The following is a 17957-nucleotide window of genomic DNA, read 5'->3' as shown; positions in this document are numbered from 1 at the left end:
CTTCACCCCTTCACAGCTTTAAACATCAGAGTGTTCCCCGACTGAAAGGATACAGCCTTCCCTTCGGCGGCCAGCACGTCAAGATGGCCGATCGTTTCTGACATCGTTAAAAACATTTCATTTTCATACACAGCCGGAAACAGCCGCCGGCATACCTGGAAAGCCGTCAGCGTATCCTCTGACAACAGGCGCAGCACATATTCCGACCGGTTTCTCTGTTTTTCAAGCCGCCTGTCAAAAGCAGGCTTTACGTCTGTCAACAGATCGCCGTGTCCCGGATATAATAAGGACGGGTTTAAGTCATACAGCCGCTTCATTGAGTTCAAGTAGTCGAGCATCGGGGCCGCGCGCACGCCCCCCTTTTCCGGAGCTTCCAGAATCGGATTGGTGGAGCTGTTGGACAAAAGCAGATCGCCGCTGAACATTTCACCGCTTTTTTCATGGTAGAGCGCAATGTGAGAAGCGGCATGGCCCGGGATTTCGAGCACCGTCCAGCCGTTAAGCCCGTCAATTTTTCCGCCTTCTCCCACTGTTTTCGTTAACGGACGGTTTGCAGAAAATAAGTATGACAGCTTAACTGTTTTATGTATGTCTTCAGGCGTCAGGGGAACGTCCATTTCAGTCATAAGCGACAGGAAAAAGTCCTCCTGCCGGGCGATATACGACTGATCCTGAGTAATGTACCTGTCATTCAGCGGATGCCCTATTACTTCCGTATCCTCGGAAAAAAGGTGCAGCAGACCTGAATGATCTGCGTGATGATGAGTGAGCACCACCTGTTCTATATCCGCCGCAGAAACCCTGTGTTCCTTAAGCTGCAATGAGAGCGATTCAGCCGCTTCCTTTGTATTCGGGCCGCAATCAATAAGGGTTAAGGCTTCATCTTTTACTAAATAAACGATAACGTCGCCGACTGCAAACGGAGTCGGCACACGTATCGGAATGATCTTTCTCGCTGCCATGTTTACGCTCCTTCGTTCTTTTCATTCCTGAATAATCATATTTTAGCGTTTTCTTTTCACTGTGTCATTATTGCCGCATATCGGAAAAAAAGATTGACATCCCGCTCTTGCGCATAGCATAATGAACAACAAACTAGAAAACACGGAACGCGATGACGAGGAACTAGTATATAAACAACGGCAGCAGAGAGCAATGTCCCCGGCTGAAAGACATTGCGGCCCTCTTGTTTACAGAACCTGCCCTCAGAGCGGTTAGGAAAACCTAAACGTACCCCCTCGTTACGGGATTTGAGCTGAGCACGGCTGATTCGTGCTAATGTAAGGTGGTACCGCGAAACCTTTTCGTCCTTTTTGACGGGAAGGTTTTTTTGTGTTTTGAGAAGAAGGAGGATTTATATGAAGAAAATCGGTTTTATCGGGGCCGGATCAATGGCGGAAGCAATGGTGAACGGACTGCTGCTAAGCGGAATGACAGCCCCCGGACATATATATATGACAAACCGCTCAAATGACAGCCGGCTTGAAGAGCTCCAAAAAACGTACGGAGTGAAACCGTGCCGGGATAAAGAAGAGTTTTTCAGCAATACCGACATTATCGTTCTCGCCTTTAAACCGAAAGATGCGGCAGAAAGCATTGAGAACATTCGCGAATACGTGAAAGATCAGCTTGTGATTTCTGTCATCGCAGGGCTGACGATTCACACGATTCAGCAATATTTCGGCAGAAAGCTCACCATCATCCGGGCGATGCCGAATACATCCGCGGCCATTCAGCAATCGGCGACCGGTTTTTCCGCAAGCTCCGAGGCGAGTGAAGCTGAAATCCGGACGGCAAAAGAGCTTCTGGAAACAATCGGAGAAGCGACGCGCTTTGAAGAAAAACACCTTGATGCCGTCACAGCCATTGCCGGAAGCGGTCCCGCCTATGTGTATCGGTATGTCGAAGCAATGGAAAAAGCCGCCTTTCAAGCCGGCCTGCCGGAAGAAACGGCAAAAGAGCTGATTTTACAAACCATGGCCGGGGCGACGGAAATGCTCAGAACAAGCAGCAAACGGCCTGAACGCCTGCGCAAGGAAATCACAAGCCCGGGCGGCACGACTGAAGCAGGCCTTCGCGCATTAGACGAGCGCCGCTTTGAAGAAGCCATCATGCACTGCATCGCAGAAACCGCAGCCCGGAGCGCCGAAATTAAAGAACAATTCGCAGGCTCCGTTCTGCAAAAGACGGACCAGTGATAAAGCATGGGGCTTCCCATGCTTTTTTCATTCTGTTTAACTGCCGTATAAGCGGCTGATTCTCTCTTTTACTTCAGGAAGATGGAATGTGGCTTCGTGCATGTTCACCTCTTCCTCAACCGCTTTTGTCAGCTCTCTTTTGATCCGTGCGGTCACATTGGTTTTCAGCGCAACCAGTGAGGCTCTCGGTTTATCCGCCAGCAGCCGGGCCAATTCGCGGCCTCTTTGAAGGACGTCTTTTTTCGGCAGCACTTCAAACGGAACTCCCCGTTTTTCCAGAGCGGCGCCGCTGAAATTCGCGGCCGTAAACAGCATTTCTTCCCCGAGGACAATTCCCAGTTTTTCAGGCACAATATACGTCGCGCCCATTCCCGGTGTAAATCCGTACTTCATATAATTACAAGAATAAAAACTCTCCCTGCTTAAAATCACGAAATCCGAGCTCAGACCGATCGTAAAGCCGGCTCCGATCGCATGCCCCTGCATGACGGAAATCACGGGAATCCTGCAATCCAATAAAAGACTGTGAAGCTTTAAATCTGTAAATTGGAGCTTTCCGCTCTGAATGGTCAAAAGCCCCTCCTGCGTTCCTCCCGTGCAGAAATAATTTCCGTAACCCGTCAGAAGGACGGTTTTATAGGACGAATGGGCATTGATGTCTTGGAATACCCGGTGCAGCTCTCTGACAAACTCTTCTGACAGCCCGTTTTTCCCGGCCGTATCCTGCATTGTGACCTGCACAATGCCCGGTTCTGTTTCCTGTACATCAATCATTGGATTCATGTTTATTCTCCGTTTCTTTAAAAATACTCAAGCCTTTCCGACTCTGAGTGTTTCTGATACTAGGTCGTCCATTCATACTTTCTGTGAAACTCTTTTATTTCAGTCAGCACCAATCGCGTTTTTCCTTGATGCGCATTCGGGATGTCTGCAGCGGGCGCGGCATTTCTTGTGCCGAATTTTACGATGCCGCTGTCTTGCAGCAGCCGGTCATAATCAGCCATCGATAAACGGACGCGTTCATCCAAATGCCGGCTGATCTGAAATTGATTCTGCCGCGTCCGGCTTTGCGGCATAACGACACCGCTGTAAAATTCAGAGCAGCAGCCCGAACCGTATGAAAAACAGCCCACGCGTTTCGGCGTTTCAAAAGAGCCGTTATCAATCGTGCTGGCAAGAGATAAAAATACGGTGGCCCCCATGATGTTGCCGACGCGCTGACAGTATTGAATCCCAGGCAGCACGCGTTGCTGAAAATCCGCTTCAATGTCTTGCGGCTTAGCCTTTTCCAATTTTCTCATCATCGTCCGATGCGCTCCTTTTACCATTCCGCCAAACGGAGTATGAAAAGAAAGGTATTGAAATGTATTCTTATAATCCGCCCCGCTCACACGCTTTCGGTATTCCTGAAATGATTTTTCACAGCAGTCCAAATAAGACATGAGCGACAGATCAGCATCCCCCGCTTCACTATCCGGAATCGGGCGGCAGGTATCCATGACTTCATACCCGTAATACCCGCTTGCGCCTTGATCAAGCAAAAAGACATGAGGGGTGCTGCTGACTAAAAGCGCCACAGCTCCCGCCCCCGCACTCGGTTCGGCATAGGACCATTCCTCCGTCAACGCGTCACCGCCTTCAGCCACTAAAAAGCGGGAAATATCCGTTCCGATGATGAGCGCTTTCGCTCCCGGCGATGTTTGCGATAAGATGAAATTCACGCCCATTTGAAACCCGGCCGTTAAAGAATAGCAAGCCTGTTTCACCTCAAATAACCGGCAATTCCGCTTCAGCTGCAAATAATCATGGACGTATGTACTGATGGATTTGCCAAAATCAATCCCGGATTCCGTACAGGTAATGACCATTTCAATCTGATTCCGTTCCTCTTCTGACAGAGAGTCGGTAATCGGTTTTGCGGCATTTACGGCGAACGTAATCGGATCTTCAAACGGAAGCGCCACCACTTTTTCTTTCATCAGCAGGTTCTCAAACCTTTTTTTATCCAGGTTCCGATGTTCCGCAAGCTCCATGACGTCTACATACGCGGTTCCGCCAAACACGTTCATTGCTTCGATTCCTACATTCATTTCTCCAAGCCCCCAGAGTAAAGAGGCTTCCTGTGGAAGCCTCTTTTATTTTTTCGTTCAAAACTCAACAAGCAGCCTGTCAACGCCGTGAAATACAGGGCTCGGAACCAGATTCGGCTCTTGATCCTCAGTAAAACGCCATGCGGGCATCTGTTCAAAAAAGTGGGAAAGCGCGATTTTCGCTTCAAGCCGGGCCAGCGGCGCTCCTAAACAATAATGGCTGCCCTGACCGAATGACAGATGCTGATTCGGCTTTCGTCCCAAGTCAATCTGATCGGCATTTTCAAACTTCTTTTCATCTCTGTTCGCCGATCCAATCCACGCATACACTTTTTCTCCGGCCGGAATCGTTTTTCCGCCAATCTCGCTCTCAACCGCGGTGTAGCGGGTTACCCGCTGAATGGAAGGTCTGAGGCGGATGACTTCCTCAATAAAGTCAGGAAGGAGCGCCTTATTTTCAAGCAGCCGGGGCAGAATGTCCGGGAACTCCTTGAGACTGAGAAATGAATTTCCGATCACATTTTCCGTCGTTACGTGCCCCGCGACGATCAACAAGCCGCAAAAACCGATTAATTGCTTGTCTGACAGCGGCTCTCCGTCTAAATCAGCTGCAATTAAATGGCTGATTAAATCATTTTGCGGCTGTTTTCCCCGCTGTAAAATAAACTGCATGAAGTATCCGATCATCTGCTTTTGCACTTCATTCATTTTCTTTTCATCTTTTACATTCTGGCTTTGGTCGACCCAGCTTTTAAAGATATCCCTGTCTTTCGGAGGGAATCCTAAAAGCTCTGCGATCACGATAATCGGAAGCGGAAATGCGTAATCTTCAATAATGTCCATCCTGCCTTTTGAACGGACGGCCTGAAGCAGGTCATCAGCGATAGCGGCTATACGCGGTGCAAGAGACTCAACCGATTTCGGCATGAACGGCTGATTGACCAATTTTCTGAAGACGGTGTGTTCAGGCGGGTCCATTTTCAAAAGGCTGTCTTTGTTAATATGCCGGATCATTTTTTCCTGTTTGTCCGCACTTAAGTATTTATGATCGGAAGAAAAATGACTGTAGTCAGAAATCACCCGCTTCACTTCATCATAGGTGAAGATTTCCCAGCAATCTTCCTTTTCATTGTAATGAACGGGAGAGGTTTCTCTCATCGTTTGGTACCACTTGTACGGCTGCTGCTGTCTGATTTTTGTTAAACTGGTCATTTTCATTCCTCCAAGATGTGATCAAGATTTGAAATGACCCGCCGAAGCTTACGAGTAAACCCGGCGGGCGGATATATGAATTTACGGTCTTGTTTTGGCGGGCTGCTTCAGCATCTCACCATGCACGTTCAGTATCTTTTCCTGCAGCTGCAGGAAGCTGTGTTCTGTCATTCCGTCTGCCGAATATAAAACGCCGCAAAATTCAGAAATCGTTTCCGCTGCGCTGTCTTCAGCCAATAACGTCATATGGTTGGATACCGCCACATCCATGATGGCGATGTTTGTCATATGCTCTTCCCACTGGCTCCAGTAGTTGACGAAATCAGCGGATAAAATATCAGCCCTGATCGTAAAATACGGATCAAGCTCACCCAAGAAAATACCGTTTTTATTTCGGAAATAATAGCATGTCACCCCGTTCGGATCCGGAAGCGGCAGGAGTTCGTAATCAGTGATTTCGTAAGCGTCCTGAACATTTATATTCTGCCTGATCAGATTTTTCACCAACGCGTCCGTCTTCGTTAACCCCCGCTGTTTGGCTTTTGCGATTAATTGCTCTAAAAATATGTCTTCATGAAGATCGGCATTCAGTTCATCACGGTGAATCAAGGTTTCAGAAATGCGTTCCGGATGTTGATAGATTGGTGCAAATAAAGCCATGTTCACCGTCTGCAGCATCATATTTTTATCAAATAATTCATCAGGAATGTTTATTTCCCGCGCACCCGCTGAGTCAAAGGAGTCGAGCATGACGATTGACTCAACGGTTTCTCCAGCCAGCTGCAATTGCCGGGTGACTTCATAAGCGAGCATGCCCCCTAATGAATAGCCGCCTACATCGTAAGGACCCCGGTGCTGCACGGTACGTATGAGCTTAACGTAATATTCGGCCATGTTTTTAATGCCGCGGATCGGTTCCCGGTCTGTCATCCATCCTCTTGCCTGAATTCCGTAAAAAGGACGCCCGGTCCGTTCGGCAACAGGCTGGTACAGCTCCACTGCCCCCAGCGCGGAATGAAACCAGAAAATCGGTCTTCCCTTTCCCCCCGGGTTAAGACAGATCAGTTCGGGCGGTTCTTGATCATCTGTCTCTTCTGATATATCGTTTTGTTTCGTATGTTCCTCATGTACTTCCTCGGTGTCTTTTTGGACAGAACCGGTCAAATACCCGGCTAATGTTGCGATTGTCGGATATTCATAGACCAGATTTGCCGTAATAGACGCTTGATAGGTTTTATTAATGGACTGAACCCATTCCACACCGATAATAGAATCCAGCCCCATTTCAATGAATGCCTCATGCTCATCAATATGTTCCGGCTTCAGAAACAGGATGTCCGCAAGGCTTTCTTTGAGCTCTTTGCGCAAAGTGCTGTCAGAGATGCCGGCAAGGGGCGTTTCTGCTTCCGGGATTTGCGGACGTACCGCTGTTTCCTCCGCTTCAGCATACTCGGGTTTCTTTATTTGCCCCGCTATATATTCCGCAAGCTCCTTAAGCGTCGGGTGTTCATACACCTTATTGGCAGTAATCTCAGTGTGGTGCGTTTTATTTACTGTTTGTATCCATTCAACCCCGATAATGGAGTCAAGCCCCATGTCGATGAAAGGCTCATCAGCATCAATATCTTCCGGTGACAAAAATAAAATATCTGCCAGGCTTATCCTCAATTCTTCAAGCAATGTTCTATTGTCTTCGAAAACGGCTTTTTCTGGCTGCCGGACAGAAACAGAACAATCCAAAGGCTGTAACACGATCGGTTTTTGCAATGTCTCCGGTTCAAACGCTGTCATTTCGATCTCAGTTAAAGGACTCAGAGAAATCAGCCCTTCATGTTCAGGCTGCGGCGAAGACGGGAGAACGGTTTGCGTTTCAGACTTTTTCATGGCTTGGCCTGGTAAAGAACTGTTTACATCAGCCGCCCAATACCTTTCTTTTAAAAATGGGTAGGCAGGCAGCGGCGTTTTATAATATTTCCCTCCGTCAAAAAGCCGTGTAAAAGGAAGATCATATCCTCTGCAAAAAAGGTCAGCGATATGTGCCAGGCTTTCTCTGTACTGTGCTGGCGAAGCCGCTGAGCGGCACTGTTCAATGCATTCCATTCCGAATGTTTTCATTCCGGCTTCTTCTGCCGGCTTCTGATCCTTCAAATTGGACACAAACACACCCGGAAGCTCTCTTTTTACAAGCCACTCCGATAATACCCGCTTCAGTTCGTCCGCACTGCTTACGATACAGGCAAACCGGTGATGTAAATGCTTTCTGCCGAGCAGGAGCGTATAACTTATATTTCCCAGATCGCTGTCTTTGTTCTTGCTGAGTGAATCCAGCAGGCGTTCTGCCTGAATTTCCAGCTGACGCTCCGTCCGCGCAGATAAAGGAATGAGGCAGGCCGGTTTTGCCGGTGACCGGCGCACGGTTTGCGGCGCCTCTTCAATCACAAGATGGGCATTTGTTCCGCTGAATCCGAATGAACTGATGGCGGCTCTGCGCGGTGCATCCGGGTTCCGTTCCCACGGTATCAGCTTGTCATTCACAAAAAACGGGCTGTCCGCAAATTGAATATGCTGATTGGCTTGGTGAAAATGCAGGGAAGCCGGAATCTGCCGATGCTTCAGCGACAGCAGGATTTTAAACAGTCCGGCCATCCCCGCGGCCGCAGCGGCATGCCCGAGATTGGTTTTCACAGAGCCGATGGCGCAATATCCTTTTTTATCCGTATAGCGGCGGAAAGCGCGCGTTAAGGCGCCGAATTCGATCGGGTCGCCCAGTGCAGTGCCCGTTCCGTGAGCTTCCACCATTTGAATGGTTTCCGGATCAATGTGAAAAGTGTCATAGACATGCCGTTCCAATCGTTCTTGAGATAGCGCGCTTGGAGCGGTGATTCCGTTTGTAGCGCCGTCCTGATTCATTGCAGAGCCTTTTATGACGCCGTACACATGATCTCCGTCACTAACGGCGTCGCTAAGACGTTTCAGCACCACCGCTCCCACGCCTTCACCAGGCACGAACCCGTCCGCGCTTTGATCAAACGTATGGCAGCGTCCGGTCGGTGACAGCATATTCGCCTTATTTGACGACTGATAAAAAGCGGGAGTGGATTGAATGAAAACCCCGCCCGCCACCGCCATTTCCGTTTCTTTCGTCCAAAGCCCCTGACATGCCAAATGAATGGCTGTCAGCGAACTGGAACATGCTGTATCAACAGTGATCGCCGGACCTTGTAAATTAAGGTGATAGGCGATCCTTGCCGGAGTGACGGAATTATGATTGCCCCAAAACGCCTGCGCGGGCCCCTGCTGTTTAAAAATGGCCTGGTAATCTCCGCCGCAGGAGCCGGCATACACGCCGCATTCCCGGCCTCTTACCGAGTCTCCCGCATATCCCGCATCTTCAAGCGCTTTCCATGATTCTTCCAAAAACAGCCGCTGCTGAGGGTCCATATAGGTCGCTTCACGTCCCGATATATGAAAGAAAACGGGGTCAAAACATTCAATGTCCTCTATAAAACTGCCATACTGGCATTGGCTGTCAGAGACATCCCATCTGTCTGCTTTTTTAATCAGATCCCGTCCGGCGGCTAAGTGTTCCCAAAACTCATGGACATTCTCCGATTCAGCAAACCGCCCGCTCATCCCGATAATCGCGATCGGTTCTTTTTCAGGTAACACAGCTGCTGATTTTACTGTATCGGCCGGATCCTTTTGTTCGGGGCGGTACGTCATTTGATACGGCTCAGAAACGCTGATGACGATTTTCCCGATATTTCCGCGGTCATCCAGACAGTGATACGCTTCTTTTATGTCTTCAAAGGAAAAGATTTTTGAGATGACAGGCTGAATGACTCCCTCTTCCGCCAGCCGCTGCAGTTCCAATTGATAGTCCTTGACCCGATCCGGATTTTGAAGGGACAGCTTCCGCAAATCCACGCTGTGAAACGATTGATTGTTATGAAGGACGGACAAGTCGACTGATTTAGCGGATTTCAGCGCAGTCATGGCAATTTCGATATATCTTCCGCCCGGCGCCAGGCAATTCATTCCTTTTTGCATGGCATCACCGGCCAGGGTATTAATGACAACATCCACTCCACGGCCGCCGGTCATTCGCATGATTTCCGTTTCAAAATCTTCTTCTAAATAGCAAATGGTATTGTGGATCCCGAGCGAATGCAGATACTCAATTTTTTTCTGTGATCCGGCCGTTGCATATATTTCCGCGCCGATATGCCGGGCCATTTGCACCGCGATCAGCCCCGTTCCTCCCGTCGCGGTCTGAATTAATATTTTTTCGCCTTTTTTAAGTCCGGCTTTCCGGAAGGCGTCTATCATTGTCACCGCCACGGTGGGAAGAGCGCATGCTTCTTCAAAGGTCAGCCGGGCCGGTTTATGATAGACTTGATGTTCTTTACATGTGATGAGATTCGCCTGAGAGCCAAATTCCTCTCCCATGCCGACAATCACTTCATCACCTGGAATGACGGATGTTACATGCCTCCCTGTCTTGATCACGACGCCGCTTGCTTCGAATCCCGGAGTGAACGGATAAGGCGGCATCGTCGGATACAGCCCTCTGACACAAAGCAAGTCTCCGAAGTTTAAAGAAAAGGCGCGGACGGCTATTTGAACTTCGTCATCTTTTATCTCGGGCACTTCACTGCGGGCAATCGTCAGATCTTCAATGCCGCCCGGACGGTCAATCACAACCCGGAATATTCCCGAGTCATCGGACTTTGCGAAAGAAGGCGGCATACGTTCTTGTTTCGGTTTCTGATAACCGTTTTCCTTTCTTTCCGTCTGCAAAGGTTTTTCATTAGGCCATTCTTCCTGAAGCGCCGGGCGGATTTTCGCTCTTTCGGTCTCCAGAGACGAGGCTATGATGGTTTCGTATTCTGCCGAGATATAACCGGTCAGCAGTTTCACATGATAGTAATCAAATAAAATCGTTGTCTGCAGTGTAAGATTCAAACGCTTATTAATCTCGTTAATCACATTGACGGCCAAAATGGAATCAATGCCGTATTCAGAGAAATTCAGTTCTTCCTGAATATCCTCTTCTTTCATTTTTAATACATCGGCAATACTTGTTTTGATGACAGAGCGGACATGGGAAGCGACCGATTCCCCATCAGCCTTAACAGCTTGATGCTCCTCTGGCGCGCGGCTGCGGGAAACAGGCTGTGCGGGCTTTCGGAAAACTTCGGCCGGGGCGGCGTATGGCTTTCTGCCGTCTCTGATCCCTTGCATCCGGACGAGTCCGTCACTCTCAGCTGCGATAATCTGCTGACCTAAATCATGAGCCGTTTCAGCAGGGAAACAAACCGCTCTGTATCCTTCCGAATGCAGCACACACTCCCACGATTTTGGATATAAGCCGGGACTTCCCGGAATCCGAAGCTCAGCATCCTCATAGGACCACCAGCCGTCAAGCAGCCCGAAGGTTAAATGGGTAAAAACAGAACGATCGCTGATTTCGTTTATCAAAATCATCCCGTTGTATTTCAGGAGCGCTTTCAGACGGCGCAGTGTCAAACCGATATTTTTTGTGGCGTGAAGCACATTGGCGGCGATGACAATATCGTAAACACCCGTTTTGATATTTTGTGATTCGCAAGGCTCCTCTGCATTAAACAAGGCTGTTGTCAAATACGGCACATCAGGTCCGTATTCCTGTTCGGCATGCATTAAAAAAGCTTTAGAAACGTCCGTATAACAATATTCCGCAATCTGTTTTGCGAATGGTTTCAGTTTTGTAAACAGCATGGCGCTCGTTCCGCCCGTCCCGGCCCCTACTTCTATCAGCCTGATGCGGGCATCGGGGTGTTCTGTAAGATAAGCTTTCAGGTAAGCGGCCGCGGAATCTGCCAACACTTCATTAAAATAATCCGCAACGGGATTATGCTTATAAACACCTTCAACGAGCCGCATTGATGAATCGGGAAATACGATATCCGTAGCCGGACGTTCCCCTTTTAAAATGGAAGGCATCGCTTTTATCGTCGCCTCGGCCAATTCAGCTTGCGCAAGCTCCCCATTGGGAAGCAGGCGTTTATGGGCATTCCACTCATTCCAGACTGTGCGGCCGTCCGGGCGCTGATCCCTGAGGAGAGTGATCGTGTATCCGTCATACGTGATATACCCGTTTTCTTTTAATAGATTCAGGCTTTCTTCCAGCCATCTGCCGTATGTGCCGATCACGCCGGCGCTCCGCATGGATGCTGAAGCTGTGGTGACAGGCTCGCTGAAAAACCCGATTGACTGTAATTGGTAAAAGAGCAGTTTGCAAAGAAGGCTGTTCATATGCGCAACTCCATTTCTCGTTTTAAAGTCTCAAGCCGTTCATTCCGATCCGGATTTTGCCGCTTGACGCTTTCCATAAATGAAGGCTTCGGGCCGGATACAACCGATATTGCATCTTGATCCGTCAGCGCGGCTAAGCCGTGCGGAGCAGCTTTAATGAATGCCGCTTGGCTGAACGGTTCTGATAGTAAGACTTCCAGCGCCTCCATTGCTTCATCGGGTTCAATAGAACCGATCCCTGACGCCTCCATCCGTTTTCTGTAAGACGGGTCTGATACAACGCCCAGACTGCCCCAATATCCCCAATTCATGACTTTCACTTCACAATCAAGCAAAGAAGCGATATGGCGGGCAAAGGCGTCTTGAAATGTACACCCTGCCGCATAGTTGCTTTGCCCGGCATTTTTTGTGAAAGAATTAACGGATGAGAAAAACAGCACAAAATCAAGCGGTTCTCCCTTAAAAGCTTCGATCATTCGGACGCTCGTATTCACCTTAGCTGAAAAAGCGTTTCTGAAAGAAGCTTCATCCATATTCGCCATACTTTTGTCGGCAAGCGTTATCGCGGAATGGATGACTCCCGTTATATTGCCGTATTGCTCTCTTACGGAACGGACGGCAGCCTTAAGCGCTGCGGCATCTTGAGCATCAGCCTGTATATAATGCGGCGCGGGGCCTGATAGCGCCAGCCTGTCTATTTTGCTCTGAATCTCCTGATCCTTCGGCCGCCTGCCGATCCATATCATCCGTGCCTTGTAACGGGTGATCATGTATTTGCTCCATGCTTCTCCGATGCCGCCCGCTCCGCCGATGACAGCATAAACGCCGCCTTCTCTGTACGACATACGCGGAGCGGAACTTGTCAGCACCCGGACTGTTTTTTGCTTGTGCCAAGCTCCGTTACGGTACGCGGCAGCATTTCCGTCCGGATCTGGAGGAAGGCGCCAGATGTTTTTCATCTCAGACGAATCACTGCCTTCTTCTGCATCAATCAGCCTGATGTCCCAGTTCGGATATTCTTTTGCCAATGAACCGATCAACCCGTGTACGCCTGCATGCTCAGGCTGCGGCAGATCACCCGGATACACGGACTGTGTCTGCCGGGTGACCGCCGTAAAGCTGATGTTTCGGTTTCCATACCCGAGTGACAGCAGCGCTTTGATGAAACGGAAACATTGAATCACCCCATTCTCCTGCTCATCAAGCATTTCCTGACTGACGGATGCGGGTGCGAAACGATCCGGCGCAATCCATAAGAAATGGCGGATATCCTGATACCCGGCTGTCAATTCACGTAATGTTTGCTCGCTTGAATGATCCGGCGTCTCCGCCAGATGGGCGCGGGGCCACATTTTTGCCGCGGCTTTTATGGTATTTCCCGGCTTTCCGATGATCAGCAATTGTTCCTGATCAACCGCTTGATTTTCTTCTATGGAAAAGAAAGTTTTGTCCCAAACAGGGGCAAGCATCGCTGTCTGAACTTCCTGCCGCTTGCTTTCGGTTTGGTTTGTCTGCCGGACAGCCCGGCAGGAGAAGCCTGTCAATCTCATACAAACAGCGCCGTTTTCATCACATAAATCAATATCCAGCGTCAGCGCTCCGTTATCTGACCGATCGCTCTGTTTGCGGACAAGCGCCCACATCGTTTTCTGAGTCGGCTGAAATATTTCTGCCTGCCTCAGGGAAAACGGCAGCATCGGAGTGTCTCCGGCAGTATCTGAACCGGCACCCAGTGACGCCTGAAACGCGGCATCTAGAAGACTCGGGTGGATGACAAACTGATCGGCGGTACTGTCTGCCGTTTCTGGCAGCGACAGCCGGGCTGCAGCGCCCCTCTCTCCGATCATCAGCTGATCAATTCCTTGATGGCTCGGCCCGTATATCATACCCGCATGCCGGAAAGCCTGATAAACCTCATCAGACGTCATAACCGATTGGCTGCACCCGGACAGCCAGCCCTCTAAGTGAACTGACGGAACCGCTGCTATCTCTCCTGATACCGCGGTGCCTTTACTGTATATAATCCGTTCTCCCCCGGGTTCTTCCGATAGGCTGTAAATCGTAAATTCAATGTCTTCATTTTCCTTAAGGATAAGGCTGATATGGACTTCTACATCCGTCCCCTTATGAACAACAGGCCTCATCCATATGAGATCTTTCAAATACAGTCCTTTACGTCCGTCCGGCACAGCGTATGCGGCACGCTCAACGGCCGCCCTGGCCATTTCGATCACGGCGGCTCCCGGGAGCACCTTCTGTCCATTGACTGTGTGGTCAGTGAAAAAGAATTCCCGTCCGGTAAAAACAGAAGTGAATTTCAGCTCCCACAGATCGGATGTGTTTTCATGAAGCAGCGGATGGATCACCGTTTTGCCGTCATCCCGTTTTGAAACCGCCTCGGCTTCATCTTGAATCCAGCATCTGACCTTTGCAAACGGATAGGCGGGAAGGCTGATTCTCCGGGGTTTTTGTCCCGAATATAACAAGTTCCAGTCCACATCGACTCCCTGCACCCACATGTTCAGCAAATGACCGTACTTTCTCTTTTTCAGCCATTTGCCCATGGCTTCCTGCAAATCTTCATCAGATTCAAACACAGCCACTGTCTCATGATTTCGCTTCGCCCGCCCCCTGTAAAGATGCGGTGCGTTTTCATTTTCCAAGTACGATCTGAGCTTGTCCTCCAGCTCCTTAAGGGAGTCCGCAATGAAAGCCAGCCGCTCATCCATCGCTTCCCGCCCCGCTTGTAAAGTGTATGCGACATCAAATAAGTCCGGCTTATCCGTATGCTTCTTTTGAAGAAAAGCAAGAAGGCGCTCCGCATATTCTGTCAGACGCTCCCCATTTTTCGCAGACAGCAGAATGACAGCCGGCTCTTGGCTGCTGATTGCTTGTTTTACAGGAGCCTCATATTCTTCAATAATGATATGCGCGTTAGAACCGCCCGCACCAAAGCTGCTGATCCCCGCCCTGAGCGGCTGTTCTGCTCCGTCTGCTGCAATCCGTTTCCAATCTGTTAATTCCCGGCAGACGGAAAACGGCCCTTCGTCAAATTGGATATTCGGATTTAAAACATCCGCATGCAAAGATGGGGCGATTTGTTTGTGCTTCATCTGCAGCAGCACTTTTGTGACAGCGGCGATGCCTGCTGCCGATTCCCCATGTCCGATATTTGATTTGACAGACCCGATGAGACATGTTTCAGGAACATCACCGAATGCATCGGTTAAAGCCCGGATTTCAATCGGATCGCCTAATTTCGTCCCTGTCCCGTGCGCTTCCACATAGCTGATCTGGCCCGGAGATACCCCCGCTTCCTGTAAAGCTTGAGAAATGACTTCGCTCTGCGCCTTGGGGTTCGGTACGGTGTAACCGCTCGCTCTCCCGCCGTGATTAATGGCAGCTCCTTTAATGACGCCGTAAATCCGATCTCCGTCTTGTACGGCGTCTTCTAAACGTTTAAGAAGCAGCACCCCGACACCTTCTGCCGGAATATAGCCGTCACCCCCGGCGCCGAAACTCCCGCAGTGTCCTTTAGATGAGATGAACTGCCCCTGGCTCAGCATGAAGTACTTGTTAGGATGAACGGTGAGATTCACTCCGCCGGCAAGCGCCGCGCGAACCCGATGATCCCGCAGATCCCGGCACGCCATGTACAATGAAGTCAGCGAACCCGAACACATCGTATCGACCGAAATGCTCGGCCCTTGAAAATCGCAAAAATAGGAGACACGGTTAGCAATGGATGAAATCCCGCCGGGGAGCCCGATATGCCGTCCTTTCACTCCCGCTTCAGCCGCGAATAACGGATATTCCTGATACATGACTCCGGCATACACACCTACCTGACGGCCCAGTTCAGGTGATGTCCTCGTATATCCCGCATCCTCCATGGCCATCCACGCATGCATCAAAAACAGCCGTTCCTGAGGATCAAGGTGTTCCGCTTCACGGGGGGAAATCTTAAAGAACTCAGGATCAAAATCGGCGATCCCGTCAATGAATCCGCCCCATTTGCTGTAGATCGCTCCCGGCGCCGTCCGGTCCTCGGAAAAGTAATGTTCCCATTTCCAGCGGTTTTTCGGAATTTCGGTAATACAATCCTTTCCTTGTTTGAGATTATCCCAAAACGCATCGATATCATCGGCCTGCGGATACTTGCCGGAAACCCCGACAATGGCAATATCCAGCGGGTTTCCTTTCGTTTTCTGACGGCTTTGATTCCCGGACGGGGCAAAAGACGCATTTTCAAGCCGATTTGGCTGAAGCACTTCTTTCACAGACGCGTTTTTCAATTCCGCCAGCTGTTCCCCGGTATGACTGAGGACTGCGGCATCAAATGAGAGAAACCCGTCTTTTTTATGTTTGATTGTATTCACCACATAGACGGTATCAGACATGACAGGTCCGTAAAGCGTCAGCCTCTCAATCATGAGCGGAACGTGAATCCGCTTTTTCAGCTGCAACTCTTCTTCACCGAGCGACATATAACAAGAATTCAATATAAGCGGGTCAAATGCAAAGTGATGCAGATCGCCTTTTTCTTTTTTTCCTGATAGGTCCAGCTGCAATAAAAAGGAGCTCTCACTCATTTTGTATCCCGCCGTTACCGTTTTCAGCATCGGGCCTATCGTGAAGTCGGCAACCGAATCGTACAGACGGGAAATAACATCCGGCGCCACCTTTTGTGCATGTGCCTTCATTTGTTCAACGTCATATGATTTTTTTACGGGTGCCTCTATACCTCTGCTTATTTCTCCTTCGGCACATGTCTTCCGGCTTTCTTTACCGGAAACAGTGCAGCTTGCGGTAAAGCGTTCGGCACTCTTTTCTGCCGAAAATGAAATGTCAATCTGTGCGGCCTCTCCCGGCTCCAGCGTGACGGGCCCGCCCGTAAAGCGGATATCTTTCAGCCCGGCGGGATACGTGCCGGGATGAGACGCTCCGGATGCTTCAAGCACAAGACACGGATACGTTACACCCATCAGTGCCGGTTTGCCGAAAACCAGATGATCCTGAAGGAATGCTTCATGTTCATAGAAAGTAAATGTCTGACTGCCTGATTGCGTTTCAGAGACCGGTGCTGCATCCGCGACAAGGCCGGAAGATTCAGCTGTTCCTTTTGTTTTTATGTCTTCAAGCAGCTCGGATATGCTGCTGCATTCAAATAAAAGAGTCGGATTCATCCGCAGATCAAACGCACCTTCGATGTCTTTAATAATGGCCAGAAGCTGTGACGATTCAAGACCTAATTCAAAAAACACGGTGTGCGCATCATTTCTTGTGACAGGACGGCCTACGTATGTTGAGAAAATGCGGTATAAGGTTTCCTCCATCTGCTGAACGCCTGGTATCAGCTGCCGGTCTGTCCGCACCTTTTTGGCTGTCAGGCCGAGCAGTGAAGCAATATGCGCACCGCTGAGGTTGTAAAAGTCAATATCCATTTTCACCATTTCAGAAGGCGTGCCGGACTTTTTCGAAATCACCGCGTAACAGCGCTCCGTAACGGTTTCAGCGGCAATAAACGAATCATAATAAATCGGTAAAAACAAACCGGTGCCTGCAGCTGTCTGCAATACGCCGGAGGCCATGGCGGCACCGTCCATCAGCGCGGGATGAAAGAGAGCGCCGGGGAGATTTTCCTGGCATGAATCAGACTGCCGAATATCAAGGAAACATTCCTCTTCATTTGCATAGATCTCTCCCTCCGGCTTCATCAGCCCGTCATGCGACAGTCCGCGGCTTCTCGCGTCTTCGTAAACCGTATGCAAGGAGACTGATGGAAGCGCAACTTGTTTTTTCTCTTCCGCGTCAAGGCGCTTATCTGATGAGAAGACTCCTTCATGCACCTCCGCTGATAAGAAAACCGTCCCGGAATCCGCCCCGCAAATCGAGGCTGTCCAGAACTCCTTTTCTTTACTGAATATGACACTCACATCAAGCCGCTCTGACCGTTTCACTGATAAAGGATGATAAATGGTCACCCGTTTCAGACAGATGGAACGGAATGAAAGATCAAGGCTTTGCTTTGCCAGCTGATACAGCATATCAATATAGGCCAGACCGGGCATGACAGATTCTCCGTGAACAAGATGGTTTTTCATAATGGGATGTTCTGCCGTCAGGCGCAGATTCACTGTTTTTTTCATGGTTAGTCCCC

General features: G+C 49.7%; 7 protein-coding genes. 1 reads left to right on the top strand and 6 read right to left on the bottom strand.

The window, feature by feature from the left end; genetic code table 11:
* Positions 1 to 2 precede the first annotated feature (2 nt).
* A complete protein-coding gene (locus tag OVA33_RS13220; protein ID WP_017418086.1) occupies positions 3 to 962 on the bottom strand; it encodes an MBL fold metallo-hydrolase in 960 nt (319 codons plus the stop codon).
* Positions 963 to 1358: 396 nt separating this feature from the next.
* Here OVA33_RS13220 and proC point away from each other — a divergent pair, with 396 nt between their 5' ends.
* Entirely contained in the window at positions 1359 to 2198 is an 840-nt protein-coding gene (proC, locus tag OVA33_RS13215; RefSeq protein ID WP_017418087.1) for a pyrroline-5-carboxylate reductase, read from the top strand.
* A gap of 36 nt (positions 2199 to 2234) precedes the next feature.
* Here proC and OVA33_RS13210 read toward each other — a convergent pair whose 3' ends face one another.
* The 5 genes from OVA33_RS13210 to OVA33_RS13190 all read right to left on the bottom strand — a co-directional run bounded on the left by OVA33_RS13210 (position 2235) and on the right by OVA33_RS13190 (position 17946).
* A complete protein-coding gene (locus tag OVA33_RS13210) occupies positions 2235 to 2981 on the bottom strand; it encodes a polyketide synthase (protein WP_017418088.1) in 747 nt (248 codons plus the stop codon).
* Between the two features lie 59 nt (positions 2982 to 3040).
* On the bottom strand, positions 3041 to 4288 hold the full coding sequence (locus OVA33_RS13205) for a hydroxymethylglutaryl-CoA synthase family protein (RefSeq protein WP_128974098.1): 1248 nt from the start codon (positions 4286 to 4288) through the stop codon (positions 3041 to 3043).
* A gap of 57 nt (positions 4289 to 4345) precedes the next feature.
* Positions 4346 to 5500: a cytochrome P450 gene (locus OVA33_RS13200; protein ID WP_017418090.1), complete on the bottom strand. Its 1155-nt coding sequence runs from the start codon at positions 5498 to 5500 to the stop codon at positions 4346 to 4348.
* Positions 5501 to 5581: 81 nt separating this feature from the next.
* Entirely contained in the window at positions 5582 to 11797 is a 6216-nt protein-coding gene (locus tag OVA33_RS13195; RefSeq protein WP_128974099.1) for a beta-ketoacyl synthase N-terminal-like domain-containing protein, read from the bottom strand.
* Positions 11794 to 17946: a type I polyketide synthase gene (locus OVA33_RS13190; protein ID WP_128974100.1), complete on the bottom strand. Its 6153-nt coding sequence runs from the start codon at positions 17944 to 17946 to the stop codon at positions 11794 to 11796. Before OVA33_RS13190 ends, OVA33_RS13195 begins: the two co-directional genes overlap by 4 nt.
* Positions 17947 to 17957 lie beyond the last annotated feature (11 nt).

The sequence above is a fragment of the Bacillus sp. KICET-1 genome, from assembly GCF_027721405.1.
In the GTDB taxonomy this organism is placed as follows: domain Bacteria; phylum Bacillota; class Bacilli; order Bacillales; family Bacillaceae; genus Bacillus; species Bacillus velezensis.
Note: the sequence above shows the minus strand (reverse complement) of the source record. Positions and strands in the feature narration are given on the sequence as shown.

What these genes read in the sequence shown, in the direction of transcription:
- proC (WP_017418087.1), top strand. Translation starts at nt 1,359, where the DNA reads ATGAAGAAAATCGGTTTTATCGGGGCCGGATCAATGGCGGAAGCAATG.
- OVA33_RS13195 (WP_128974099.1), bottom strand. Translation starts at nt 11,797, where the DNA reads ATGAACAGCCTTCTTTGCAAACTGCTCTTTTACCAATTACAGTCAATC.
- OVA33_RS13210 (WP_017418088.1), bottom strand. Translation starts at nt 2,981, where the DNA reads ATGAATCCAATGATTGATGTACAGGAAACAGAACCGGGCATTGTGCAG.
- OVA33_RS13205 (WP_128974098.1), bottom strand. Translation starts at nt 4,288, where the DNA reads ATGAATGTAGGAATCGAAGCAATGAACGTGTTTGGCGGAACCGCGTAT.
- OVA33_RS13220 (WP_017418086.1), bottom strand. Translation starts at nt 962, where the DNA reads ATGGCAGCGAGAAAGATCATTCCGATACGTGTGCCGACTCCGTTTGCA.
- OVA33_RS13200 (WP_017418090.1), bottom strand. Translation starts at nt 5,500, where the DNA reads ATGACCAGTTTAACAAAAATCAGACAGCAGCAGCCGTACAAGTGGTAC.
- OVA33_RS13190 (WP_128974100.1), bottom strand. Translation starts at nt 17,946, where the DNA reads ATGAAAAAAACAGTGAATCTGCGCCTGACGGCAGAACATCCCATTATG.